The 23,490-nt window shown below is 74.6% G+C and carries 22 protein-coding genes and 1 pseudogene; 18 read left to right on the top strand and 5 right to left on the bottom strand.

All coding sequences use genetic code 11. The features are described 5' to 3' along the window. Positions 1 to 17 precede the first annotated feature (17 nt). Together ACFVGO_RS02970 and ACFVGO_RS02965 are read right to left on the bottom strand one after the other, a co-directional pair. Positions 18 to 1,298 carry a hypothetical protein gene (locus ACFVGO_RS02970; protein ID WP_380355447.1) on the bottom strand — a complete coding sequence of 427 codons (1,281 nt, stop codon included), beginning with the start codon at positions 1,296 to 1,298 and terminating at the stop codon, positions 18 to 20. Between the two features lie 689 nt (positions 1,299 to 1,987). Beyond that, complete coding sequence (locus tag ACFVGO_RS02965; protein ID WP_380630704.1) at positions 1,988 to 2,488, bottom strand: hypothetical protein; 501 nt, start codon at positions 2,486 to 2,488, stop codon at positions 1,988 to 1,990. Between the two features lie 147 nt (positions 2,489 to 2,635). On the opposite strand from ACFVGO_RS02965, the pseudogene ACFVGO_RS02960 reads away from it, so the two are divergent. Beyond that, positions 2,636 to 2,815, top strand: a pseudogene (locus tag ACFVGO_RS02960) (cryptochrome/photolyase family protein); the annotation flags it as partial. Positions 2,816 to 2,873: 58 nt separating this feature from the next. Here ACFVGO_RS02960 and ACFVGO_RS02955 read toward each other — a convergent pair. Continuing rightward, positions 2,874 to 3,365: a signal peptide protein gene (locus ACFVGO_RS02955; RefSeq protein WP_359897820.1), complete on the bottom strand. Its 492-nt coding sequence runs from the start codon at positions 3,363 to 3,365 to the stop codon at positions 2,874 to 2,876. 421 nt (positions 3,366 to 3,786) lie between these two features. Between ACFVGO_RS02955 and ACFVGO_RS02950 the strand changes: the two genes are divergently transcribed. Beyond that, the gene (locus tag ACFVGO_RS02950) at positions 3,787 to 4,908 is read left to right on the top strand and encodes a PP2C family protein-serine/threonine phosphatase (protein ID WP_359897819.1); all 1,122 of its coding nucleotides are present in this window, start codon (positions 3,787 to 3,789) and stop codon (positions 4,906 to 4,908) included. A gap of 295 nt (positions 4,909 to 5,203) precedes the next feature. Here ACFVGO_RS02950 and ACFVGO_RS02945 read toward each other — a convergent pair whose 3' ends face one another. Then, on the bottom strand, positions 5,204 to 6,094 hold the full coding sequence (locus ACFVGO_RS02945; protein ID WP_380630703.1) for an MBL fold metallo-hydrolase: 891 nt from the start codon (positions 6,092 to 6,094) through the stop codon (positions 5,204 to 5,206). Between the two features lie 148 nt (positions 6,095 to 6,242). On the opposite strand from ACFVGO_RS02945, the gene ACFVGO_RS02940 reads away from it, so the two are divergent. From ACFVGO_RS02940 to ACFVGO_RS02925, 4 genes are all read left to right on the top strand, one after another. After that, entirely contained in the window at positions 6,243 to 6,470 is a 228-nt protein-coding gene (locus ACFVGO_RS02940; RefSeq protein WP_359897817.1) for a hypothetical protein, read from the top strand. Then, positions 6,457 to 7,848, top strand: a complete 1,392-nt coding sequence (locus tag ACFVGO_RS02935; protein WP_380630702.1) for an amidase — start codon at positions 6,457 to 6,459, stop codon at positions 7,846 to 7,848. The genes ACFVGO_RS02940 and ACFVGO_RS02935 overlap by 14 nt, the downstream gene beginning before the upstream one ends. An 88-nt stretch (positions 7,849 to 7,936) precedes the next feature. Next, positions 7,937 to 8,512 (top strand): TetR/AcrR family transcriptional regulator, encoded by a 576-nt coding sequence (locus tag ACFVGO_RS02930; protein WP_359908266.1) that lies wholly within the window; start codon positions 7,937 to 7,939, stop codon positions 8,510 to 8,512. 126 nt (positions 8,513 to 8,638) lie between these two features. Then, a complete protein-coding gene (locus ACFVGO_RS02925) occupies positions 8,639 to 10,594 on the top strand; it encodes a PIG-L family deacetylase (RefSeq protein WP_380630701.1) in 1,956 nt (651 codons plus the stop codon). A gap of 76 nt (positions 10,595 to 10,670) precedes the next feature. Here ACFVGO_RS02925 and ACFVGO_RS02920 read toward each other — a convergent pair whose 3' ends face one another. Continuing rightward, positions 10,671 to 11,102, bottom strand: coding sequence for a GNAT family N-acetyltransferase (locus tag ACFVGO_RS02920; RefSeq protein ID WP_380630700.1), 432 nt, complete (start codon positions 11,100 to 11,102; stop codon positions 10,671 to 10,673). 146 nt (positions 11,103 to 11,248) lie between these two features. On the opposite strand from ACFVGO_RS02920, the gene ACFVGO_RS02915 reads away from it, so the two are divergent. From ACFVGO_RS02915 to hypF, 12 genes are all read left to right on the top strand, one after another. Continuing rightward, a complete protein-coding gene (locus ACFVGO_RS02915; protein WP_380630699.1) occupies positions 11,249 to 12,937 on the top strand; it encodes an enoyl-CoA hydratase-related protein in 1,689 nt (562 codons plus the stop codon). Positions 12,938 to 13,069: 132 nt separating this feature from the next. After that, positions 13,070 to 14,152, top strand: a complete 1,083-nt coding sequence (locus ACFVGO_RS02910; protein WP_380630697.1) for a hydrogenase expression protein HypE — start codon at positions 13,070 to 13,072, stop codon at positions 14,150 to 14,152. Between the two features lie 116 nt (positions 14,153 to 14,268). Beyond that, positions 14,269 to 16,056, top strand: a complete 1,788-nt coding sequence (locus tag ACFVGO_RS02905; protein WP_359908256.1) for a nickel-dependent hydrogenase large subunit — start codon at positions 14,269 to 14,271, stop codon at positions 16,054 to 16,056. Further along, entirely contained in the window at positions 16,053 to 16,520 is a 468-nt protein-coding gene (locus ACFVGO_RS02900) for a thioredoxin (protein WP_380542589.1), read from the top strand. The genes ACFVGO_RS02905 and ACFVGO_RS02900 overlap by 4 nt, the downstream gene beginning before the upstream one ends. Beyond that, positions 16,517 to 17,164 (top strand): DUF5947 family protein, encoded by a 648-nt coding sequence (locus tag ACFVGO_RS02895; protein WP_359908250.1) that lies wholly within the window; start codon positions 16,517 to 16,519, stop codon positions 17,162 to 17,164. Before ACFVGO_RS02900 ends, ACFVGO_RS02895 begins: the two co-directional genes overlap by 4 nt. Continuing rightward, a complete protein-coding gene (locus ACFVGO_RS02890) occupies positions 17,161 to 17,805 on the top strand; it encodes a DUF6084 family protein (protein WP_380630696.1) in 645 nt (214 codons plus the stop codon). Before ACFVGO_RS02895 ends, ACFVGO_RS02890 begins: the two co-directional genes overlap by 4 nt. Continuing rightward, positions 17,802 to 19,175 carry a hypothetical protein gene (locus ACFVGO_RS02885; RefSeq protein WP_359908244.1) on the top strand — a complete coding sequence of 458 codons (1,374 nt, stop codon included), beginning with the start codon at positions 17,802 to 17,804 and terminating at the stop codon, positions 19,173 to 19,175. The genes ACFVGO_RS02890 and ACFVGO_RS02885 overlap by 4 nt, the downstream gene beginning before the upstream one ends. Further along, entirely contained in the window at positions 19,172 to 19,684 is a 513-nt protein-coding gene (locus ACFVGO_RS02880; RefSeq protein ID WP_380630695.1) for a hydrogenase maturation protease, read from the top strand. Before ACFVGO_RS02885 ends, ACFVGO_RS02880 begins: the two co-directional genes overlap by 4 nt. Then, complete coding sequence (locus ACFVGO_RS02875) at positions 19,678 to 19,782, top strand: DUF6893 family small protein (RefSeq protein WP_380630694.1); 105 nt, start codon at positions 19,678 to 19,680, stop codon at positions 19,780 to 19,782. The genes ACFVGO_RS02880 and ACFVGO_RS02875 overlap by 7 nt, the downstream gene beginning before the upstream one ends. A 164-nt stretch (positions 19,783 to 19,946) precedes the next feature. Then, positions 19,947 to 20,348 carry a hydrogenase maturation nickel metallochaperone HypA gene (locus ACFVGO_RS02870; protein WP_380542572.1) on the top strand — a complete coding sequence of 134 codons (402 nt, stop codon included), beginning with the start codon at positions 19,947 to 19,949 and terminating at the stop codon, positions 20,346 to 20,348. A gap of 5 nt (positions 20,349 to 20,353) precedes the next feature. Continuing rightward, a complete protein-coding gene (hypB, locus tag ACFVGO_RS02865; RefSeq protein WP_380630693.1) occupies positions 20,354 to 21,130 on the top strand; it encodes a hydrogenase nickel incorporation protein HypB in 777 nt (258 codons plus the stop codon). Beyond that, positions 21,127 to 23,490, top strand: a complete 2,364-nt coding sequence (gene hypF, locus ACFVGO_RS02860; protein ID WP_380630692.1) for a carbamoyltransferase HypF — start codon at positions 21,127 to 21,129, stop codon at positions 23,488 to 23,490. The genes hypB and hypF overlap by 4 nt, the downstream gene beginning before the upstream one ends.

Here is a 23,490-nt window from a genome sequence, read left to right as displayed (position 1 = left end):
GCGGCAGGCCGCGCGGCTCAGCTGGGGTCCTGGTCCGGGCCGGCCTCGGGCTGCGGCTCGGCGGCCCACTGGCCGCCCGCGATCTCCTCGGCGCTCAGCTGCCGGCGCGGGATCCAGGCGGGGACGGTGCCCTCCTCGTTGCGGCCCTTGTCCAGGATCGCCAGGTTGTGGTAGAAGTGCGCGCCGGCCAGCGTCCGGTCGGTCCCGCTCGGGCGGTGCGCGGTCGGCGGCTCGAGCTCCTCGTGGTTGAGGCCGTCGAGCAGCTGCTTGAGGAAGCCCATGCTGGTGGTCGGGTCGCCGAGCCGCTCCGAACTGCCGCCGTAGCCCGGCCAGTAGGAGGTCTGCAGGTCCTCGATCACATAGAGCCCGCCCGGGACCACGTGCGGGAAGAGCGCGCCGAAGGCGGCGATGACGTCCGGGCAGTAGTGGCTGCCGTCGTCGATGACGATGTCGATCGGCCCGATCCGCTCGGCCAGTGCGGTGAGGAAGGCCGGGTCCGCCTGGTCGCCCCGGACGGTGTGGATCCGCTGCTCGCGCAGTGCCGTCTTGTCGTAGACGTCGACCCCGTAGACGAGGCCCCGCCGGAAGAAGCGCTTCCACATCCGCAGCGAGCCGCCGCCCGCCGCCGGGTCGGCGTAGCCGCCGATCCCCAGCTCCAGGATGGTGAGCGGCCGGTCCCGCAGCGGGGCGAAGTGCCGGGCGTAGTGATCGGTGTAGTAGTGCAGCCCCCACTTGTCCGAACCGTGGCGCAGCGACAACTCGGCCAGGTCGAGCGGCTGTTCCGCCAAGCCGCGGAGCAGCTGCTGGACGACCGGGAAGGCCGCCAGTGCGGGCATCAGCCGAGCCGGGTCCTCGATGCCGTGCCAGGTGATCCCGGGCGTGCGGTGGCCTGCGGTGTGCCGGGCGCCGAAGACGGCGCGGGCCAGGTCGAGCAGGTCCAGCTCGACGGTGGCGCTGGGCTCGTCGGCCGGCCCGGTGCGGTGCTCGGCCTTGGGGCCGGCCAGCAGGTGGTGCCGGAGCACCTGGCCGTCGAAGGCGAGCTCGAACTGCACCACCACCGCCGCGGCGGCGAGTTGCTCGCTCAGGTCGGCCCGGCTGACCAGTTCGTCCACCAGGTCGGCGGCCGTCTGCTCGGCGCCCGCCGACCTGATCACCGCCGCAAGCTGCTCCTCGGGCCCGTCCGCCGCCAGGATCAGGGCGCGGATCCGGCGCAGGTCGGTCTCGTGCGGGTCCGAGTCGTGGTCCGACGGGCTGTTCACGTGCCGGCCGTTCTCGTGCTGTCCGGTGAGGGCGGTCATGCGTGAGCCTTTCCACGAGGGAGTCGAGAGGACGGGGAACGGATCGGGGCTTCGTCCAGGCCGGGGTGACGCCGTCGGTCATCGCCGGCGGCGGGATCTCCACCCGACCGGGGAAGAGGGCGCTGTCCACCACGATCGGACCGCCGGGCACCGAGTTCACGGCGGGACGCCGCCGCCACTCTCAGCTACTGGATCGACACGTCGTGAATCTAGGTGCGCATCCCTCCCGCCACAAGCACTACCTGGGGCCACGGGGCGCCGGGTGCGGGAAACGAGCCAGAATCGGGGCACCGCTGTTCCGCATGTTTGGACCCGTCACCCGGGTGTCGTTCGTGGCAGCGGCGGAGTCGGTGATCGTCGGGCGACCGGGCCCGGCCCCGGATCCACCGGCGCCCGCGGCCGGCCCCGGGCGGGACCGTCCTGCCGGCCGGGCCGGCCCGCAAGGACACGAGGGGCAGTTCCACCCCCATGACCAGTGATCGAGCCGCCCGGGTCCGGCCCGGCCCCGAGGCCGGAGCGCCGCAGGTTCGGCTCCCGAGTCCGCACTGTGGATCGTGGCCGAGTACGACGCCGCCGGGAACGAGAAGGGCGCGATCCCGCGGTGCGGCCTTCGCGTCACGTCCTCGCCCGCTCGGCGGAGTCCAGGATCACGCGAAGGCCGCAAGGTCGTCCCGGAGGATTCCCGGTCATCAGGCCAAGGTGGCGAGTTCGGCGAGCAGGGTGGTGACGGCGGCGGGGGTCAGCCGGTGGCCGACGGTGGTCTCGACGAGGTGGCCCGAGGCGGTGCGGGAGCTCCACCAGTCTTCGAGGAATCCGGGGGCGTAGCCGCCGGTGCGGAAGCCGTACGGTTCGGACCCGAGGTCGAAGGCGATCATCAGCTCGTAGTCCGGGAGCGCATAGGAACGCTCGTGCTGCGGCGGGGTTCTGACGTACCGTTCGAAGGAGTCGACCCGGTCGGCGCTGGTGAAGAGCCAGAACAGGTAGTCGTACATCAGCAGGGAGCGCGGGTCGGCGTGCAGGGCGAAGAAGCCCTTGTCGTGGACGACGGCCTCCGCGAGCGCGCGCAGTCGCCGGTCCGCGTCGGGCAGGACGTCCGCGACCGCGCGGAAGGCGCGCCGCGTCCTCCCCCGCCCGATCGTCCGGCGATCGTACGGTCCGCACCCGGACGCGGCAGCGGCAGCGGTCAGCACGGACGGTGCGACACGGAACGGATGCGCCACAGCTGAGGCTGGGCCCGGCGTCCGTCGCGGCCCTGCTCGTCCTCGGCTGTCTCGGCCTGGCCGCCGCGCTCCGCCCGGAACCCGGCCGGCGGTGCTCCCCGGACGAGCGGTGCGAGCGGGCCCCGCCCGCACCGGCTCTTCGGCGACCGGCTCGGGCCGCACTTCCGCACCCCCGGTGAGGACGGGCCCGACCCGGACACGCGGGCCGACACCTACCGCGAGGGCCTGGCCCGGGCGGTCGGCCGCCGCCGGGTCACCGTCTGCCACCCGACCTCGCGCGCGGCCCTCGGCCTGATGGCGGGCCCGCGGCAACGGGCCGCCGGTGCCCAGTGCCCGGCGGCCCGTTGCCCGTGCGTCAGCCGTAGAGCGCCACCCGGGGCTCGACCGTCCCCTGGGCCGGGGCCGTCCCGACGACGGTGACCCGGTAGCGCTCGGTCAGGGTGTGGTGGCCGTGCAGGACGAGCTTGGCCGAGGCGAGCCGGGTGTACAGGGTGCCGGTCTGGCTGGCGAGCGGCAGGGTGCGCCAGTGGCCGTCGGAGGAGAGCACTTCGAGCCGGATGCTCGCCGGATCGAGGAAGGGCCCGTTGGCGGGGGACTCGATGAGGACCTGCGGGGCCACCGTGCGGTCGGCCGAGGAGTCGTTGCGGTAGGAGACGGTGATCACCCGCTGCGCGTGGCCGGGCGACAGCGAGGAGGAGGGCAGCTCGACGAAGCCGGTCGGCGGGGTGCCGGCCGCGGTCGGGGTGCCGGTCGCCGCCTGGGACGGGGCGGTGAGCAGGGCGGTCGGCACGGCGGCGAGGGCCGCGGCCAGCGCCAGGCTCCGACGGGGGATCTTCCGGGTGCGCATGGCGCCTCCTTCGGCCGGTGGCCAGGGCACGCGGGTGCGCCGACTGGTCCGGGCAGGTCCGTACGGCACCACCCTGCCCCTTCACCCGGAAAGCCGCACGCCGAAGCCGCACCCGGCAGCCGCGACCGGTGAGCCGCCCGGGCGACCCGCCCGGTGCGACCCGCCCGCGGTGAGCCGCCCGCCGTGAGCCGGTGCCGGGCCCGACCGGAGGGCCGGGAGCGGTGCCGGGACTGGGCCGAACGTGCGACCGCCGCGGCCGCGGGGCCGGGGCACCGCCCGCGCCGGGACCGGGCCCCTTACCTTGGGCGCAACCTCCCGCCCGGCGCCCGCGCGCCGGGTGGAGTGCCCGAAGGTCGGGGGGAGGTCCCGAGAAGGGGAGGGCGGCTTGCGGGCACGTTCGGTGGAGGAGCCGGGGCAGCGGATGCCGATCCTGATCCGGTACGGCCACCGCTCCTGGCTGGTGCCCCTGGCGGTCTTCGCGTTCGTGGTGGGCGTGGACGCGGCCACGCCCGCGACCTTCGCGTCCGTGAGCTGGCTGGTGATGGTCCCCGTGGTGGCCGCCGGGCTCTGCGGGCCGGTGGTCACCGGGCTGTTCGCCCTCCTCGCGATCGCCGCCTACCCCGCCCTGGACAGCATCTGGGGCAAGTCCCAGGGGATCGAGGACTTCCTGCTGGTGATCGCGGGGGCCGTCTTCTCGGTGCCGATCAGCGTCTTCCGCGCCCGGGCCGCCGCCTACGTCCGCCATCTGCAGGGCGCGGCGGAGACCACCCGGCAGGTGGTGCTGCGCCCGGTGCCCCCGGGGTGGGGCGGCGTGGACTCGGCGGCGCGCTACCTGGCCGCGGACGTCGAGGCCCGGGTGGGCGGCGACTTCTACGACGTGCTGGCCACCCCGTTCGGGGCGCGGGTCATCCTCGGTGACGTCCAGGGCAAGGGCCTGCCGGCCGTCTCCGCGGCGGCGGCCCTGGTGGGCTGCTTCAGGGAGGCCGCCTTCCACGAGCGCGACCTGGCCACCGTGGCGGGCTGGATGGAGGAGCGGCTGTACCGGCAGAACGCGCTGGCGGAGCGGCTGGGGGAGCGGGAGGAGCGGTTCGCCACGGCGGTGGTCCTCTGGTTCCCCTCCGACGCGCCGGGGGAGGTGGAGGTGGTGAACTTCGGCCACGACAGCCCCCACGTCCTCGGCCCCGCGGGCGTGCGGCAGCTGCCGCCGGGCGACGGGGCGCCGATCGGGCTGGCCCAGCTGGCCGGCGGGCTGCCGCGGGTGCGGCGGCTGCGGCTGGGCCCGGGCGAGACGGTCCTGATCGTCTCGGACGGGGTGACCGAGGCCCGTGACCGCACGGGCGCCTTCTTCTCGCTGCGCGCCCACCTGGACCGGCTGGCCGACGCCCCGGGAGTGGTCGATCCCGGGCGCCTGGTCGACGAGGTGGCCGCCGCGGTGGTCCGGCACACCGGCGGCCGGCTGACGGACGACACCGCCCTGCTCGCCGTCAGGACGCCCCCGGTGGAGGCGGCGGACGGAGCCGGCCTCAGTCCTCGGCGTGGCTGATCGCGCAGGCCAGGACGCCGGGGATCCGGGCCAGTTCGGCGGTGAGGACAGACGGGTTCCCCCGGCCGTGCAGGCTGATGGACACCTCCGTGACCCGCTCGTCGCCGCCGCCGTCCTCGCCCGGTGGCGCGGCCCGGTCGATTGAAGCCCAGTCCGGAGACGATCTGGGCGGCCATCCGGGAAGGGCGAGGTGCGACCACCCTTGTCCGAAAGGATCGTCGACCGTTCCCAGTGTCCTCAGCTCCTCCTGCCGTCGCATCGTCCCGCCGCACCCCGGCCGTCGCGTTCCGTCGGCTCAGGCCGGGGGGACGGGCCGCAGCCGGTAGGCGTCCCCGTGGGCGACGACGTGGCCGGCGGTGGGCGGGGCGAAGTGGGTGCCGAGCAGCAGGGTGTCGGTGCCGGCGAGGGAGCCGAGCAGTGCGCGGCGGGTGGCCTCGGAGCGCTGCGGGTCGATGTCGACGCAGGCGCCGATGGCGGGGTGGGCGAGCTGGACCGGGTGGTGGAGGCAGTCCCCGGTGATCACCGCCGTGCGGCCCCGGCTGGTCAGTTCGACGGCGACGTGCCCCGGGGTGTGGCCGGGGGTGGGGAGCAGGCGCAGGCCCGGGGCGATCGCCAGGCCCCCGGCCGGGACGTCGACGAGGTCCAGCCGGCCGGCCCGCTCGACTGGCAGCACGGAGTCGCTGAACATCAGGGCGCGCGCCTCGTCCATGGCGTACCCGGCCCAGAACTCCCGTTCGGCGCGGGTGGTGAGGTAGCGCGCGCGGGGGAAGGTGGGCACCCAGGCGCCGTCCACCTTCCGGGTGTTCCAGCCGACGTGGTCGGCGTGCAGGTGGGTGAGGACCACCAGGTCGACGGAGTCCGGCGGGAATCCGGCGGCGGCGAGGCGCCGCGGGTAGTCGGTGCGCAGGTCGTGCCAGGCCGGGTTGGCGCGCTGCTTGCCGTTGCCGATGCCGGTGTCGACGAGCACCCGCAGCCCGTCCAGGTCGAAGGCGAAGCTGTGGCTGTCCAGGCGCAGCGCGCCGTCGGCGTCGGCGAAGTCGGGGTGCAGCCAGTCCTGGCCGGCCACCGTCGCGGGGGTGGCGTCGGGCAGCAGCCACCGTCCGGTCGCGGGTGGCAGCGGGATTTCGTCGATGCGGTGGACGGTGACGTCGCCGACCGTCCAGGAGGGGGTAGGGGTAGTGGGCACGGGGCCGGCTCCTCCGCTGTAAAAGCCATTCGTTTGCGTTAGTGGCACCCTAGAGCCTACAGTCGCGTTAACGCAAACCCTTAGCTTTTGCTGCGGGGTGCCTCGCCTGCGCGAACCCGCCCCGCCGCCCACGATCAGGAGCGCGCCCATGTCCTCCGCCGAACTCACCCCGTCCGAGGCCGCCCACCGGGCCGCCCGGGCCGGACTCGACCTGCCGCCCGAGCGCCACGCCGCGGTGGCGGCCACCGCCGAACACATCCAGTCCGTCGTCGCCGTCCTGCGGGAACTGGACTTCGGGGACACCCCGCCCGGCGCCGCCTACCGCGCCGAAGCGGAGCACCACGACGCGGGGGAGCGGCCCGATGCAGCCGTATGAACTGAGCCTCGCCGCCGCCGCGACACGGATCCGGGAGCGGCGGCTGTCCCCCGTGGAACTGGTCGACTCCGTCCTCGGCCGCATCGACCGGGTGGAGCCGCACCTCGGCGCCTACGCCACCGTCGCCGCCGAACAGGCCCGCGACGCGGCGCGCCGGGCCGAGCGGGAGATCGCCCAGGGCCGGTACCGGGGGCCGCTGCACGGCATCCCGGTCGGACTCAAGGACCTGATCGACGTCGCCGGCACGCCCACCGGTGCCGGCTCCCGGGTCCGGGACGGCCACCGCGCGACCGCCGACAGCGCGGTCGCCGCCCGGCTGCGGGCCGCCGGCGCGGTCCTGGCCGGCAAGACCCACACCCACGAGTTCGCCTACGGCCTGACCACCCCGCAGACCTGCAACGCCTGGGACCGCGACCGGGTCGCCGGAGGATCCAGCGGCGGGTCCGCCGCCGCGGTGGCCGCCGGGGCGGCGACCTTCGCCATCGGCACCGACACCGGCGGCTCGATCCGGGTGCCCGCCGCGCTGAACGGGGTGGTCGGCCTCAAACCCACCTACGGGCTGGTGCCCCGCCACGGTGTCACCTCGCTGTCCTGGTCGCTCGACCACGTGGGCCCGATCACCCGCACCGTCGAGGACGCGGCCCTGGTCCTGGCCGCCCTCGCCGGGCACGACCCGCGCGACCCCGCCTCGCTGGCCGCCCCCGCCGTCGACTACCGGCCCGAGCGGGAGCCGGACCTGACCGGCGTGCGGGTCGGCGTGCCGAACGCCTACTACGTCGACCACGTCGACGAGGAGGTCGCCGCCGCCGTCCACCGTGCCGTCGAACAGCTGGAGGTGCTCGGCGCCCGGCCCGTCGAGGTGGAGATCCCGATGGCCCGCTACCTGGTGCCCACCCTGTGGGGCCTGACCGCGCCCGAGGCCGCCGCCTACCACGCGCGCACGCTGCGCACCGTCCCCGAGCTGTACCAGGCCGACGTCCGGGTCCTGCTGGAGGCCGGCGAACTGATCGGCGCGGGCGACTACCTGCGCGCCCAGCGCGCCCGGACGCTGATCCGGGACGCGTGGGCGCGGGTCCTGGCGGAGGTCGACGTGATCGCCGCCCCGACCGTGCCGACGACGGCGGTGCGGGTCGGCCAGAAGGCGGTCGGCTGGCCGGACGGCACCACCGAGAGCGTCTCGGACGCCTACGTCCGGCTCTCCGCCCCGGCCAACGTCACCGGGGTGCCCGCGCTGTCCGTCCCGGCCGGCCACGACGCGGCGGGCCTGCCGATCGGCCTGCAGCTGCTCGGGCGGCCGCTCGGCGAACGGACGCTGCTGCGGGTCGGCCACGCCTTCGAGCGGACGCAGCCTGCGCGGGAGCTCGCGCCGGTGGTCTGAGCCGGCCGCGGGCGTGCCGGGCCCGCGCCCGGGGTCCCGGCCCGCCCGGGCCCGCCTTGACGCAAAGGCGTCGCTTTAGGATGGCGGTATGAGTCCTCGGCAGATGGTCCGCCCGGGCGGGCGCAGCGCCCGGGTCCAGGAGGCGGTGCACACCGCGGTGCGCGAGCTGCTCGCGGAGGTGGGCCGCGAGGCGCTCACCGTGCCGATGGTCGCCCAGCGGGCCGGTGTCACCCCGTCCACGGTGTACCGCCGCTGGGGCGACCTGGCCGAGCTGCTGTCCGACGTCGCGGTGGAGCGGCTGCGCCCCGACACCGAGCCCGCGGACCGCGGCGGCCTGCGCGCCGACCTCACCGCCTGGGCCGAGCAGTTCCTCGACGAGATGGCCTCCGCCTCCGGCCGCGCCTACGTCCGCGACGCCCTCCTCGGCGACCCGGACGGCGGCAACGCCGGCCAGTGCTCGGCCTACGCCGCCGAGCAGCTCGCCCTGGTCCTCGCCCGCGCCCGTGCGCGCGGCGAGGAGGCCCCCGGGGTCGAGGCCGCCATGGACCGCCTCGTCGCCCCCCTGATGTACCGGATCCTGTTCCGCCCCGCCGGCCTCGGCCCCGACTACGCCCGCCGCCTGGTCGCCGACCTGCTCGGCAACCCGTCCCCCGAGTCGGACTGACGGTCCGTCAATCACCTTTCCCCCGGGGCAAATGCGCGGAATGCGGCTGATGGCGCCGTCCGTCCGATCATGGGTTAGCCTCCTCGTGGCGTGATCACATGCCGGTCTCGAAGTGGGGGGAATCGCATGGCAATCGGACGACGGCAACTACTCGCCTCCGTCGCGCTCACCGCCCTCGCCGCACCCGTCCTGGCCAGGGGGAGCGCGACCCGCGCGGTCGCGGCCGAGGGCACGGGCGCGGCCGCGGGCACACCGGCGGCCGCCGGCGACGGGCCGCTGTTCCTGCAGGTCGTCGCGCACGAGGACGACGACATCCTGTTCATGAACCCGGACCTGTCCAACGCGCTCGCCAACGGCACGCCGTCCGTCACGGTGTTCGTCACCGCGGGGAACATCACCGGCGACCCGTGCGCCACGGCCTGCTGGGACGCCGACGGCGATCCGCTGCGCACCTGGAACCGGCAGATGGGCGCCGTCAACGCCTACTCCCGGATGACCGGGGTCGGCGACACCGACCCGGGGACCGACGAGGTCGGGCACTGGACGGCCGAGGCGTGGACGGTCGCGGGCAAGCAGGTCGAACGGTACGTCCTCAAGGGCCGGCCGGTGCACCTGATCTTCCTCAACCTGCACGACGGCGGGCTCGCCGGCGTCCTGGCCGGTGGCACCGACACCACGGTCGTCCCGGTCGGCAGCAAGCTGTCCGGGCCGTCGACCTACACGGCCGCGGACGTCGTCGAGGTGCTGCGGCAGGTGATGGTGACGTACCGGCCGACGGTGCTCCGGGCCCAGGACGAACTGCCGGACAGCCGCTACTCGGGCGACCACGCGGACCACGTCACCGCCGCGAAGTTCGCCGGCGAGGCGGCCCGGCTGTACGGCGGCTCGCTGATCCAGGTGAACTACCGGGACTACAACATCAGCGACTCCCCGGTGAACCTCGACCCGGCGACGACCGGCGCCAAGGGCGTGTTCGTCTCCGAGTACGCGAGCCACGACCACTCGCCGAACTACTCCGCCGACTGGTTCTCCCGGATGTACTACCGCTGGTCGCGGGGCACCTCCTGGGCCGGGCTGAACCAGGACGGCCGGCCGCAGGTCTTCGTCGTCCGGGCCGGCGCCCTCGTCACGTACTGGCGCCAGGCGGACGGCAGCTGGGGCGGTCCGGTGCGGATGGCCGACCCGGGCGGGCGGCTGGCGCCGGGCATCGCGGTCGGTACCAACGCCGACGGTCGGCTGGAGGTCTTCGCCCGCCGCCTCACCGACCACCACATCGTCTCGCTGCCGCAGGGCACGCCCAACGGCTGGTGGTGGAACTCCTGGGCCGACCACGGCAACCCCAACACCGGGCTCGGCAACGAGGCCCAGGTCGGCGTGCCCGTGGTCGCCAACTCCCAGGACGGGCGGCTGGAGATCTTCGTCAAGAACGGCGGCGGCGGCCTCAGCAGCATCTGGCAGACCACCCCGGGCGGCGTGTGGACGCGCGACTGGGCGGACCTGGGCGGCACCGACCTCCAGGACCCGGTCACCGCGATCCGCAACGGCGCCGGGGCGATCGAGGTGTTCGCCGCCACCCGCACCGGCATCCTCGGCTGGTGGCAGAGCGCCCCGAACGGAATCCTCAACGGCCCGGCCCCGATCCCGGACGCCCGGCCGGCGAGCCCGCCCAAGGCCGCGCTCGACCAGGACGGCCGCATCGAACTCGCCTACCGGGAGGCGGGCACCGGCGCGATGCTGGTCAGCTACCAGACCCGGCCCGGTGGCGGTTCGTGGAGCCGGACACCGGCCTCCCTCGGCGGGCACGGGGGAGTGGGCGAGCCGGCCGCGGCCACCCTCGGCGGACGGGTCGTGCTGTTCGAGCGCAACGGCGGCGGCGGGGTGAGCACCACCGCGCAGACCGCCCCGAACTCCGGCTACGACAGCTGGCAGGACCTCGGCGGCACCGTCCTCGACTTCCCGACCGCGATCGTCGACGGCGGCGGGGTGCTCCACGTGTTCGCCATCGGTACGGACGGCCGCGTCCGCTTCCGCACGGGCACGACGGCCGCCGCCTTCGGCGACTGGCAGGTCCTGCCGCTGTGACCCCCCGCCCGGCGGCCGACCGGGGACACACCCCGTCGGCCGCCGGGCTCGGGCCGTCGAACCGGCCGAGGGGCCGTCAGCGGCCGCTCATCAGCCGGTACATGCCGATCGAGTCGTGGGTGGCGGTGTCCGCGAAGCCGAACTTCTCGTAGAGGAAGCGCGCGGGCCCGTCCGCGATCAGCGAGACGTACGCGGTGGCGGGGGCCCGGCGCTCCAGTTCCTCGGTGAGGGCCGCCATGATGCGCTTGCCGAGGCCGTGGCCCTGGTGTGCGGGGTGGACGCAGATGTCGGTGATCTGGAACGCGGTGCCGCCGTCGCCGATGATCCGCCCCATCCCGACGGGCTCGCCCTCGTGGTGGAGGACCACGCCGTACCAGGTGTTGGGGAGGGCGAGCGCGACCGCCTCGGGGGCCTTGTCGGAGAGGCCGGCGTCGGTGCGCAGGCGGCGGAAGACCTCGACGGCGGGCACGCCGGGACGAAGCTCGTAAGGGTCACTCACTGGATTCATAGCTTACATGCTACCCGCTCGGCGCCGTCGCCCGGCTCCGGCCGCTCGGGTGAACGCGCGGCGCGACATGCCGGACGCGGCGGGGGGCCGCGAGGGCGGAAGCGATGATCACCGGGTTCCCGGAGCACCCCCCGTCGGAGGCGGACATGCGGATTCTTCTCCTCGCCAGCGCGTTCAACAGCCTCAGCCAGCGGCTGCACGCCGAACTGCGCGACCGGCGCCACATCGTGGACCTCCAACTGGCCGGTGTAGACGAGGAGTTGCTCGACGCGGTGCGCCGACTCAAGCCCGACCTGGTGCTCGCCCCGATGCTGCGCACCGCGATCCCGCGGGAGCTCTGGTCGCAGCTCACCTGCCTGATCGTCCACCCCGGCCCGCCGGGCGACCGCGGCCCCTCATCCCTCGACCGGGCGATCCAGGACGGCCGCACCGAATGGGCCGTCACCGTGCTCCAGGCCGAGGCGGAGATGGACGCCGGGCCGGTCTGGGCCTCGGCGCCCTGCCGGCTGCCGGAGTACGGCAAGAGCGACCTCTACCGCAACGAGGTCGCCGACGCGGCGGTGGCGGCCGCGCTGCTCGCCGTGGAGCGCGTCGCCTCGGGCACGTACGCGCCGCAGCCGCAGTCCGGCCCCGGCTGGAGCGGCGCCGTGCGCACCCGGCCCGTCCTGCGCCAGGAGGAGCGCCGGATCGACTGGGCGGCCGACAGCACCGAGGCGGTGCTGCGCAGGCTCCGCGCCGCGGACTCCCGGCCCGGAGTGCTCGACGAACTGTGCGGCGGCACCTGGTACCTGCACGGCGGGCACCGCGAACCGGTGCTGCGCGGCTGCCCGGGCGACCTGCTCGCCACCCGGGCCGGGGCCCTGTGCCGGGCCACCACGGACGGTGCCGTGTGGATCCCCGAACTGCGCCGCCGCACCCCCGGCGGCCCCGCGGGCGTCAAGCTCCCCGCCGTGACGGCGCTCGGCGGCCTGCTCCCCGCCCTGCCGGAGCTGGCGGCGCCCCTGATGCCGGGCGAGCAGGACGGCCCCGTCTGGTCGGACGTCCGCTACCGGGAGGACGGCCCGGTGGGCTTCCTGCGCTTCTCCTTCCCGGGCGGCGCGATGTCCACCGGCCACTGCCGCCGCCTGCTGGCGGCCTACCGCTTCGCCGTCGCCCGCCCGACCTCGGTGCTGGTGCTCGGCGGCGGCCGGGACTTCTTCTCCAACGGCATCCACCTCAACGTGATCGAGGCCGCGGCGGACCCGGCCGTCGAGTCCTGGGACAACATCACCGCGATGGACGAACTGGTCGACGCGGTGCTCACCACCACCGACCGGCTGGTGGTCGCCGCCGTCGGCGGCAACGCGGCGGCCGGCGGGGTGATGCTGGCGCTGGCGGCGGACGAGGTGTGGTGCCGCGCCGGCTCCGTCCTCAACCCGCACTACCGGCTGATGGGGCTGTACGGGTCGGAGTACTGGACGTACAGCCTCCCGCGCCGCCTCGGCGCGGCGGCGGCCGAGCGGCTGACCCGCCAGGCGCTGCCCGTCTCCGCGGCCACCGCCGAGCGGATCGGCCTGGTCGACCGGGTGCTCGCCTGCGGGCCGGAGGAGTTCGGGCCGTCCACGGCCCACCTGGCCGGGCTGCTCGCCGCCTCGCCCACCGCCCACCAGCGGATCGCGGCGAAGAAGGCCGCGCGCGAGGCCGACGAGCGGACGAAACCGCTCGACGCCTACCGGGAGGAGGAGCTCGCGGTCATGCACCGGCAGTTCTTCACACCCGAATCGCCGTATCACGCGCTGCGTTCCGCGTTCGTCCACAAGCGCCCGGTGCCGACGGGGCCCGCGGCGCGACCGTGACCCGAACGGCCCCGCCCGGCTTGCCTCCCCGGGCCCCGGCGCGCGCCGCGCGGACCGGCGCCCGGCCCGGACCGTTGCTATGACTGGCTTCGAGCCATTCCCTCAGGCTCCCATCCCCGAGGAGGCATCCTCATGGGTGCTGCAACAGCTGCAACAGCTGCAACGACTGCAACAGCTGCAACCACCGACACCGACGTGGTGCACATTCTCTGGATCAACGCGGGCCTCAGCTGCGACGGCGACTCCGTCTCGCTGACCGCCGCGATGCAGCCCAGCATCGAGGAGATCGTCACCGGCGCACTGCCCGGCCTGCCCAAGGTCGCGGTGCACTGGCCGCTGATCGACTTCGAGTGCGGCCCGGTCCAGGGCGCGGACAACTTCGTCGAGTGGTTCTTCAAGGCCGACCGCGGCGAGATCGAGCCGTTCGTGCTGGTCGTCGAGGGGTCCATCCCCAACGAGAAGATCAAGAAGGAGGGCTACTGGTGCGGCTTCGGCGACGACCCCGCCACCGGTCAGCCCATCACCACCAGCGAGTGGCTGGACCGACTCGCCCCGAAGGCGACCGCCGTGGTGGCGATCGGCACCTGCGCCACGTACGGCGGCATCCACGCGATGGCCGGCAACCCGACCGGCGCCATGGGCGTGCCGGACTACCTCGGCTGGGACTGGAAGTCCAAGGCCGGACTGCCCATCGTCTGCGTGCCGGGCTGCCCGATCCAGCCCGACAACTTCGCCGAGACGCTCACCTACCTGCTGTACCAGCTGGCCGGCTCCGCGCCGATGATCCCGCTGGACGACAAGCTGCGGCCCGCCTGGCTGTTCGGAGCCACCGTGCACGAGGGCTGCGACCGCGGCGGCTACTACGAGCAGGGGCAGTTCGCCACCGACTACGGCACGCCCGAGTGCCTGGTGCGGCTCGGCTGCTGGGGCCCGGTCGTGAAGTGCAACGTCGCCAAGCGCGGCTGGACCAACGGCATCGGCGGCTGCCCGAACGTGGGCGGCATCTGCATCGCCTGCACCATGCCGGGCTTCCCGGACAAGTTCATGCCCTTCATGGACCCGCCGCCCGGCTCACGGGTCTCCACCAACGCCAGCAGCGCGTACGGCGCGCTGATCCGGCGGCTGCGCGCGATCACGCTCAACACCCTGGACAAGGAACCGAAGTGGCGTCACTCCGGCCGCCACCTGACCACGGGCTACCGCCCGCCCTGGTGACCGCCGCAGGGCCGCACACCGTCCGGTGTGCGGCCGCCGACGGCCCCCACCCGTTCGACGACCCCCCCGCCCGCTCGCCGGGGCCCGCTCCCAGAGACAAGGACACGACAGCAACGATGGCAACACCGACCACCAGGGCGGCCGGCGACGGCAGCGGCCTGACCGAGATGTCCTGGGACCCGATCACCCGCATCGTGGGCAGCCTGGGCATCCACACGAAGATCGACTTCAAGCAGAAGCGGGTCGCCGAGTGCTACAGCACCTCCTCGGTCTTCCGCGGCTACAGCGTCTTCATGCGCGGCAAGGACCCGCGCGACGCCCACTTCATCACCAGCCGGATCTGCGGGATCTGCGGCGACAACCACGCCACCTGCTCCGTCTACACGCAGAACATGGCGTACGGGGTGAAGCCCCCGCACCTGGGCGAGTGGATCATCAACCTCGGTGAGGCCGCCGAGTACATGTTCGACCACAACATCTTCCAGGAGAACCTGGTCGGGGTCGATTACTGCGAGAAGATGGTCCGCGAGACCAACCCCGGCGTCCTGGAGCAGGCCGAGCGCACCGAGGCCCCGCACGCCGGCGACCACGGCTACCGGACGATCGCCGACATCATGCGTTCGCTCAACCCCATCGAGGGCGAGTTCTACCGCGAGGCGCTCCAGGTCAGCCGCTACACCCGGGAGATGTTCTGCCTGATGGAGGGCCGCCACGTGCACCCCTCCACGCTCTACCCGGGCGGCGTCGGCACCGTCGCCACGGTGCAGCTGTTCACCGACTACCTGACCCGGCTGATGCGCTACGTCGAGTTCATGAAGAAGGTCGTGCCGCTGCACGACGACCTCTTCGACTTCTTCTACCAGGCCCTGCCCGGCTACGAGGAGGTCGGCCGGCGCCGGGTCCTGCTCGGCTGCTGGGGCAGCCTCAACGACCCGGACCACTGCGACTTCACCTACCGCAACATGACGGACTGGGGCCGGCGGATGTTCGTCACCCCCGGCGTCGTGGTGGACGGCAAGCTCGTCACCAACGACCTGACGCAGATCAACCTGGGCATCCGCATCCTGCTCGGCAGCTCCTACTACGAGGACTGGCAGGGCAAGGACCTGTTCGTCACCCACGACCCGCTGGGCAACCCCGTCGACCCCCGCCACCCGTGGAACCAGCACACCATCCCCGCCCCGCAGAAGCGGAACTTCGACGACAAGTACAGCTGGGTGATGTCCCCGCGCTGGTTCGACGGCAAGGACCACCTCGCCCTCGACACCGGCGGCGGCCCGATCGCCCGGCTGTGGTCCACCGCCCTGTCCGGGCTGGTCGACATCGGCTACATCAAGGCCACCGGCCACAGCGTGCAGATCAACCTGCCCCGCTCGATGACCAAGCCCGAGGTCACCTTCGAGTGGAAGATCCCGCAGTGGAGCAACGCCATCGAGCGCAACCGCGCCCGCACCTACTTCCAGGCGTACGCGGCCGCCGCCGCCCTCCACTTCGCCGAGAAGGCGCTCGACGAGGTCCGCGCCGGGCGCAGCCAGACCTGGGAGCGCTTCGAGGTGCCGGACGAGTCGATCGGCTGCGGCTTCACCGAGGCCGTGCGCGGCGTGCTCTCGCACCACATGGTGATCCGCGACGGCAAGATCGCCAACTACCACCCGTACCCGCCCACCCCGTGGAACGCCAGCGTCCGGGACAGCTACGGCACGCCCGGCCCGTACGAGGACGCGGTGCAGAACACCCCGATCTTCGAGGAGAACCCCCCGGACACCTTCAAGGGCATCGACATCATGCGCGCGGTGCGCAGCTTCGACCCCTGTCTGCCCTGCGGCGTGCACATGTACGTCGGCGGCGGGCGCACCGTGCAGACCATGCACGTGCCCACCGGCCTGAGCGGGCTCACCGCATGACGGCCGAGCGGACCGGGCAGCGGATCCACGAGGCCCTGGACGCCCTGGCCGGCAGCGGCGCCGAGCAGGCGGGCGAGCAACTGGTCCGGGAGCTCATGGAGTTCTACGGCCAGGGCCTGGCCAGGATGGTCCCGGCGCTGCCCCCGCCCGCGCTGGACCGGATGCTGGACGACCCGGCCGTCGCCGGGGTGCTGCTCCTGCACGACCTGCACCCCGAGGACCTCCCCGCCCGGATCGACCGGGCGCTGGCCGCCCTGTCCGAGCGGGTCGAGGTGGCCGGCTTCGACCCGGCCACCGGCGTCCTGCGGCTGCGCCGCACGGCCACCGGCTGCGGCTGCGGCGAACAGGAGGTGGAGGCCGTGCTCGCCTGCCACGCGCCCGAGGTGACCGCCGTGGAACTGGAGCGCGCCCCGCAACTGCTCCAGATCGGCACCCGCCCGCCGCAGCCCGCGGAGGCCCGATGAACACCCGCCGGATCTCCCGCGACGGGACCGCCCTGCTGCACCGGCTGCGCGAACCGGCCCCGCCGCGCCCCGAGCAGTGCGCGTTCTGCGGCCGGGACCTGCCCGCCGGCCACCGCCACCTGGTGGACGTCGAGGAGCGCGCCCTGGCGTGCGCCTGCACCGCCTGCGGCCTGCTGTTCCAGCAGCCGGGCGCGGCCGGCGGCCGCTACCGCACCGTGCCGGACCGCTACCTCGCCGACCCGGCCCACGAGTTGGACCAGCAGGCCTGGTCGGTGCTGGGCATCCCGGTCGGCACCGCCTTCCTGTTCCGCAACACGGTGATGGACCAGCTGCTCGCCTTCTACCCCGGCCCGGCCGGCGCCACCGAGAGCGAGCTGGACGAGGCGACCTGGCAGCGCGCCCTCGGCGGCAGCCGGCTGGCCGACGCCCTGGAACCGGACGTGGAGGCGCTGCTGCTGCGCCGCACCGAGGAACGCGTGACGTGCCTCCTGGTGCCGATCGACGTCTGCTACGAGCTGGTCGGCCGGCTGCGGCGGTGCTGGCACGGCTTCGACGGCGGCGCCGAGGCACGGGCCGAACTCGACGCGTTCTTCGCGCGGCTGGCCGACCGGGCCCGCCCGCTGCCCGCGGAGGTGACGGCGTGACGGCCCTCGCCTTCGCCTGCACCGGCGTGCGGTCCGACCCGTACGCGGCCGGGCCGACCCTGGTGTTCCGGCTGCGCATCACGGCCCCGGCCGACACCCGGGTGCACGCCCTCGCCCTCCAGTGCCAGCTGCGGATCGAACCGGGCCGCCGGCCGTACGGCGACACCGAGGGCGAGCGGCTGACCGACCTGTTCGGCGAGCGGCAGCGCTGGGCCACCACGCTCAACCCGGTCCAGTTCGCCACCGTGCCGCTCCTGGTGCCCGGCTTCACCGGCGGCACGGAGATCGACCTCTCGGTGCCCTGCACCTACGACCAGGAGGTCGCCTCGGCCCGCTACTTCCGGGCGCTGGACGGCGGCGAGGTGCCGCTGCTGCTGCTCTTCTCCGGCACCGCCTTCTCCGGCCCCGGCGGCTTCCAGGTCAGCCCGGTGCCCTGGGACCGGGAGGCCCGGGTGCGGATGCCGGTGCGGGTCTGGCAGGAGGCGATCGACCGGCACTTCCCCGGCAGCGGCTGGCTGCGGCTGCCGGAGGACGTCATGGACGAGCTGCTGGCCTACCGCTCCCGGCGGGCCCTGCCCTCCTGGGAGGCGACGGTGCGCGAGCTGCTCACGGCGGCCGCGATCGGGGGGACGGTCCGGTGAGCGGCTTCCCGGAGCGGATCGAGCGCGGCTTCGCGGCCGCCCGGCAGGTCGCCGACGCGGTGCTGCTGGAAGGCTACGTGCTCTACCCGTACCGCGCCTCGGCGGCCAAGAACCGGCTGCGCTGGCAGTTCGGCGTCCTGGTGCCGCCCGAGTACACCGCGGTCGGCGGCGAGCACTCCCACCAGCGCACCGAGTGCCTGATGGAGGCGCGCGGCGGGGACCTGCTGGCGGTCGAGCTGCGCTTCCTGCGGGTCCAGCGGCGCACCGTCGAACGGGCCACCGCCGCCGGCTTCGAGTCGGTGGAGCGCCTGGAGCTGGCCGACCGGGACCTCGTCGAGTGGGACGAGGGCGCCGAGGAAAGGGTCGAACTCCTGGTCCCGGTCGAGGAGGTGGACGGCGAAGGGGTGCAGCGGCCGTTCCGGCTGCCGGGCGTCGGCGAGACCGGTCTGGTGCACGAGGACGGCGCCGTCGTCGGCCGGGTGGTGCGACGGCGCGAACAGGTCGACGGCCTGGTCTGGCTGCGGGCCGAGGAACTGCCCGGCCCGTACCGGGCGCAGCGGCTGACCGTGGAGGTGGAGAACACCTCCCCCTGGAGGCCGCCGCGGGGGGCCACCCGCGACCAGGCCCTGCCGCACTCGCTGGTCTCCGCGCACCTGCTGCTCGGGCTGGAGCACGGACGCTTCCTGTCCGTCACCGACCCGCCCGAGTGGGCCCGCCCGGCCGTCGAGCGGTGCCGCAACGAGCGCACCTGGCCGGTGCTGGCCGGGCCGGACGGCGACCGCTCGGTGGTGCTGTCCTCGCCGATCATCCTGGAGGACCACCCGCGGATCGCCCCGGAGAGCCTCGGCACGCTGTACGACGCCACCGAGATCGACGAGATCCTGGCGCTGCGGACGGCCGCCCTGACCGAGGAGGAGAAGCGGGAGGCCCGCGGCACCGACGAGCGGGCCGGCGCGGTGATCGACCTGGCCGAGTCCATGCCCCCCGAGGTGCTGGAGCGGCTGCACGGGGCCATCCGCGGGCTGCGCGAGGTCACCGGCGGCGGCGCCGTCGACGGCGGCGAACAGCCCTGGTGGGATCCGGGCGACGACCCGGCGGTCGACCCCGAGCGGGACCGGGTGCTGGTCGACGGCCACGAGGTCGGCGCCGGCAGCCGGGTCCTGCTGCGGCCCGGCCGGCGGCGCACCGACGCCCAGGACCTCTTCCTGGACGGGCGGACCGGCGTCGTGGAGGCCGTGCTGCACGACCTTGACGGCTCGGTGCACCTGGCCGTCACCGTGGAGGACGACCCGGGCGCCGACCTGTGGCGGGCCCAGGGGCGGTTCCGCTACTTCCAGCCCGACGAGGTCACACCGCTGGAGGGATCGTGACGGCGGGCTCGACGGTGCTGGTCGCCGGGGTGGGCAACATCTTCCTCGGCGACGACGGCTTCGGGGTCGAGACCGTCCGGCGGCTGTCCGCCCACCCGCTGCCGGCCGGCGTCGAGCTGGCCGACGTCGGCGTGCGCGGCGTGGACCTCGCCTACCGGCTGCTCGACGGCCACCGCACCGCCGTTCTGGTGGACGCCACCTGCCGGGGCGGGGCGCCCGGCACCGTCTACCTGATCGAGGCGGACACCGGAGAGCCGCTGGAGGCGCCGGTCCTGGACGGGCACCGGATGGGGCCGGACGCCGTACTGGCGCTGCTGGCCCCCTTCCCCCCCAGCACCGGCGGCGAGCCGCCGGAACGGGTGCTGGTGGTCGGCTGCGAGCCGGCGTCGCTGGAGGAGGGCATCGGGCTGAGCGAGCCCGTCGCCGCCGCCGTGGAGGAGGCGGTCCGAGTGGTCCTGCGGGTCGTGGACGAGGCCGCGCAGCCGGAGAAGGAGACAACACCATGCTGAGGAAACTGTTCTGCGTCGCCCTGCTGGCGGCCATCGGCGCACTGGTCTGGCAGAGCCTGCCGGACATCAAGCGGTACCTGCACATCTCCCGGATGTGAGCCGTGCGAGCCGTGTGAGCCGATGTGACCGGATGTGATCCGAGGTGGGGAGCGGATTGCTGCGAACGGCGCAGCCCCGCGTGCGGTGGCGGCGCGGCTGCGGGCCGACGCCGCCACCGCGCCCTGTAATGGGGCGCGTTGCCGCCCGCTCCGGGAAGGGACCCATGCACGAGATGTCGATCGCCGAAGCCGTCGTCGAGCAGGTGGACACGGCCGCGCGCGAACACGGGGCCCCCGGGGTGGCGCGGGTGCGCCTGCGGGTCGGGGAGCTGGCCGGCGTGGTGCCCGAGGCCCTCGACTTCTGCTTCGAACTCGCCTGCACCGGAACGCTGGTGGCGGGCGCCGTGCTGGACACCGAATCCGTCGCGGCCCGGGCCCGCTGCACCCCCTGCGCGGTCGAGTGGGCGGTCGGCATGCCGCCGGACCTCGGCTGCCCGAGCTGCTCCGGCGGTGGCGGCGTCGAGCTGCTGTCCGGCCGTGAACTGCAGATCCTCGACGTCCAGTGGGCCGAAGCCCGGGACGTCCGGGCCGAGGTCCGGGACGTCCGGGCCGAACAGAAAGGCTGATGCCGATGTGCCGCACGGTCGACCTCCGTCAGGCGGTCCTCGCCCGCAACGACGACAGCGCCCGCCGGCTGCGGGAGGCGCTGGAGGCGCGGGGGACGGTCGCGGTGAACCTGCTGTCCAGCCCGGGCAGCGGAAAGACCGCGCTGCTGGAGGCCGAGCTGGGGCTGGCCCGGCGGCGCGGGGTGGAGGTCGCCGCGCTGACCGCCGACCTCGCCACCGAGAACGACGCCCGCCGGCTGGCCCGCTCGGGCGCCCCGGTGAAGCAGGTGCTCACCGACGGGCTCTGCCACCTGGAGGCGCGGATGCTCGCCGGGCACCTGGACGGCTGGCTGCCGGCCGAGTGCCGGCTGCTGTTCGTGGAGAACGTCGGCAACCTGGTCTGCCCGGCCTCCTACGACCTCGGCGAGACGCTGAGGGTGGTGCTGGCCTCGGTGACCGAGGGGGAGGACAAGCCGCTCAAGTACCCGACGGCCTTCGGGCTGGCCAACCTGGTGCTGGTGACCAAGACGGACCTCGCCGCGGCGGCCGAGTTCGACGAGGCGGCGTTCCTGGCCAACGTCCAGCGGGTCAACCCCGGGGTGACGGTGCTGAACACCTCCGCCCGGACGGGCGAGGGCATCGGGGCGCTGCTGGACCGGGCGCTGGCCGTGCTGGAGGGAGCCGAGCCGCACCGGCCGGTGATGTCGGCGGCGCCGCACGACCACGGGCACGCGCACGACGACGGGCACGAACACGACCACGGGCACCACCACGGCCGCTCCGCCGTGGGGGAGCGCGCGTGACGGCCGGTCACCCCGGGCTCGACCGCGAGCGGCGGCGGGTCGCCGTCCGCGGCCTGGTGCAGGGGGTCGGCTTCCGCCCGTTCGTCCACACGCTGGCCGGTGAACTCGGCCTGGCCGGCACCGTCACCAACACCGGCGAGGGCGTCCTGGCCGAGGTCGAGGGCAGCCCGGACGCCCTGGACGCCTTCTGCCGGCGCGTGGCCGGCGACGCGCCGCCGCTCGCCCAGGTGCACTCGGTGGAACACGCGCCGCTCGCCACCACCGGCGCCACCGGCTTCCGCATCGTCCCGTCCAGCCCCGACGGCCCCCGCACCACCCTGATCCCGCCCGACACCGCCGTCTGCGCCGACTGCCTGGCCGAACTCGCCGACCCGGCCGACCGCCGCCACCGGCACCCCTTCATCAGCTGCACCAACTGCGGCCCCCGGCACACCATCGTCACCGGCCTCCCGTACGACCGGGCCAACACCACCATGGCCGGCTTCCCGATGTGCCCGGACTGCGCCCGGGAGTACACCGACCCCGCCGACCGCCGCTTCCACGCCCAGCCCGTCGCCTGCCACGCCTGCGGGCCCGCACTCGCGCTGACCGTGCCCGGACGCCCCGGACGCCCCGGACGCCCCGGACTCGCCGGGGAACAGGCCCTCACGGAGGCCCGACGGCTGCTCGCCGAGGGCGCGATCCTCGCCGTCAAGGGCATCGGCGGCTACCACCTCGCCTGCGACGCGCGCGACACCGCGGCCGTCGCCCTGCTGCGCCGGCGCAAGCGGCGCGGCGACAAGCCCTTCGCCGTGATGGCCCGCGACCTCGCCACCGTCGAACGCCTGCTGCCCGTCGACCCGGTCGAGCGGGAGCTGCTCACCGGGCCCGTGCGGCCGATCGTCCTGCTCCGCCGCACGGGCCTGCCGGTGCCCGAGGCGGTGGCCCCGGGCAGCCCCGACCTCGGGGTGATGCTCCCGTACACGCCGCTGCACCACCTGCTGCTCGCCGCCCCCGGGCCGGACCTGCTGGTGATGACCAGCGCCAACCGCTCCGGCGAGCCGATCGTCACCGAGGACCGGGAGGCGCTGGAGCGCCTCGCCCCGCTGGTCGACGGCTGGCTCACCCACGACCGGCCGATCCACGTCCCCTGCGAGGACTCCGTGGTGCGGGTGGTGGACGGCGAACAGCTGCCGCTGCGCCGTTCGCGCGGGTACGCGCCGCTCCCGATCCCGCTGCCGGTGCCCGTCCGCCCCGTCCTGGCCGTCGGCGGCGACCTCAAGAACACCTTCGCGCTGGCCCGGGACGGCTACGCCTGGCTGTCCGGCCACATCGGCGACATGGACGACCTGGCCACCCTGCGGGCCTTCGAGCGGGCGGTCGAGCAGCTCGGCACGGTCAGCGGCGTACGGCCGGAACTGCTGGCCGCCGACCGCCACCCCGGCTACCGCTCGCTGCGGCACGCCGAGCGGACCGCCGCCGGCCGGCCGGTGCACCGGGTCCAGCACCACCACGCCCACATCGCCGCGGTGATGGCCGAACACGGCCTGGACGGTGGCCGGCCGGTGCTCGGGGTGGCCTTCGACGGCACCGGCTACGGCGAGGACGGCGCGATCTGGGGCGGCGAGGTGCTGCTGGCGGACTACGACGGGTTCCGCCGCCTCGCCCACCTCCGGTACGTGCCGCTGCCCGGCGGGGACGCGGCCGTCGAGCGCCCCTACCGGACGGCGCTCGCCCACCTGCGCGCGGCCGGGCTGCCCCGGCTGCCGCAGCTGCCGCCGGTCCGGGCCTGCGAGGGCGAGGAACTACGGCTGCTGGAGCGCCAGTTGGAGCGGGGGCTGAACTGTGCGCCGACCTCCAGCATGGGCCGGCTGTTCGACGCGGTCTCCTCGCTCGCCGGGATCTGCCAGCGGGCCGGGTACGAGGCCCAGGCGGCGATCGAACTGGAGGCGGCGGCCTGCGGGTTCGGCCGCGAGGACGGCCCTGTGTGCGGGGCGGCGCAGCGGGCGGGCGGCTACGCGTTCGGCCTGTCGGCGCGGGCGGACGGCTGGATCGCCGACCCCGGGCCGGTGCTGGCCGCGGTGGTGGCCGACGTCACCGCGGGCGCGCCCGCGGGGCTGGTCGCCGCCCGCTTCCACGGCGCGGTGGCCGAGCTGGTCCGGCGGATCTGCGCCGCCGTCCGGGAACGGCACGGCACCACCACCGTGGCGCTCAGCGGCGGGGTCTTCGCCAATGCGCTGCTCTCCTCCGCCTGCGCGAGCGGGCTCGGGGAGGACGGCTTCACCGTACTGCGGCACCGCCGGGTGCCGCCCAACGACGGAGGGCTGGCGCTGGGCCAGCTGATGGTGGCCGCCCGGTCGGCGGCCACCCGGGAGGAGTGA

Origin of the sequence: Kitasatospora sp. NPDC057738 (assembly GCF_042798815.1) — a bacterium.
In the GTDB taxonomy this organism is placed as follows: domain Bacteria; phylum Actinomycetota; class Actinomycetes; order Streptomycetales; family Streptomycetaceae; genus Kitasatospora; species Kitasatospora lactacystinica.
Note: the sequence above shows the minus strand (reverse complement) of the source record. Positions and strands in the feature narration are given on the sequence as shown.

Coding starts and splice junctions, on each gene's coding strand:
- ACFVGO_RS02970 (WP_380355447.1), bottom strand. CDS start 1,298: ATGACCGCCCTCACCGGACAGCACGAGAACGGCCGGCACGTGAACAGC.
- ACFVGO_RS02955 (WP_359897820.1), bottom strand. CDS start 3,365: ATGCGCACCCGGAAGATCCCCCGTCGGAGCCTGGCGCTGGCCGCGGCC.
- ACFVGO_RS02950 (WP_359897819.1), top strand. CDS start 3,787: ATGCCGATCCTGATCCGGTACGGCCACCGCTCCTGGCTGGTGCCCCTG.
- ACFVGO_RS02940 (WP_359897817.1), top strand. CDS start 6,243: ATGTCCTCCGCCGAACTCACCCCGTCCGAGGCCGCCCACCGGGCCGCC.
- ACFVGO_RS02935 (WP_380630702.1), top strand. CDS start 6,457: ATGCAGCCGTATGAACTGAGCCTCGCCGCCGCCGCGACACGGATCCGG.
- ACFVGO_RS02930 (WP_359908266.1), top strand. CDS start 7,937: ATGAGTCCTCGGCAGATGGTCCGCCCGGGCGGGCGCAGCGCCCGGGTC.
- ACFVGO_RS02925 (WP_380630701.1), top strand. CDS start 8,639: ATGGCAATCGGACGACGGCAACTACTCGCCTCCGTCGCGCTCACCGCC.
- ACFVGO_RS02920 (WP_380630700.1), bottom strand. CDS start 11,102: ATGAATCCAGTGAGTGACCCTTACGAGCTTCGTCCCGGCGTGCCCGCC.
- ACFVGO_RS02915 (WP_380630699.1), top strand. CDS start 11,249: ATGCGGATTCTTCTCCTCGCCAGCGCGTTCAACAGCCTCAGCCAGCGG.
- ACFVGO_RS02910 (WP_380630697.1), top strand. CDS start 13,070: ATGGGTGCTGCAACAGCTGCAACAGCTGCAACGACTGCAACAGCTGCA.
- ACFVGO_RS02905 (WP_359908256.1), top strand. CDS start 14,269: ATGGCAACACCGACCACCAGGGCGGCCGGCGACGGCAGCGGCCTGACC.
- ACFVGO_RS02900 (WP_380542589.1), top strand. CDS start 16,053: ATGACGGCCGAGCGGACCGGGCAGCGGATCCACGAGGCCCTGGACGCC.
- ACFVGO_RS02895 (WP_359908250.1), top strand. CDS start 16,517: ATGAACACCCGCCGGATCTCCCGCGACGGGACCGCCCTGCTGCACCGG.
- ACFVGO_RS02875 (WP_380630694.1), top strand. CDS start 19,678: ATGCTGAGGAAACTGTTCTGCGTCGCCCTGCTGGCGGCCATCGGCGCA.
- ACFVGO_RS02870 (WP_380542572.1), top strand. CDS start 19,947: ATGCACGAGATGTCGATCGCCGAAGCCGTCGTCGAGCAGGTGGACACG.
- hypB (WP_380630693.1), top strand. CDS start 20,354: ATGTGCCGCACGGTCGACCTCCGTCAGGCGGTCCTCGCCCGCAACGAC.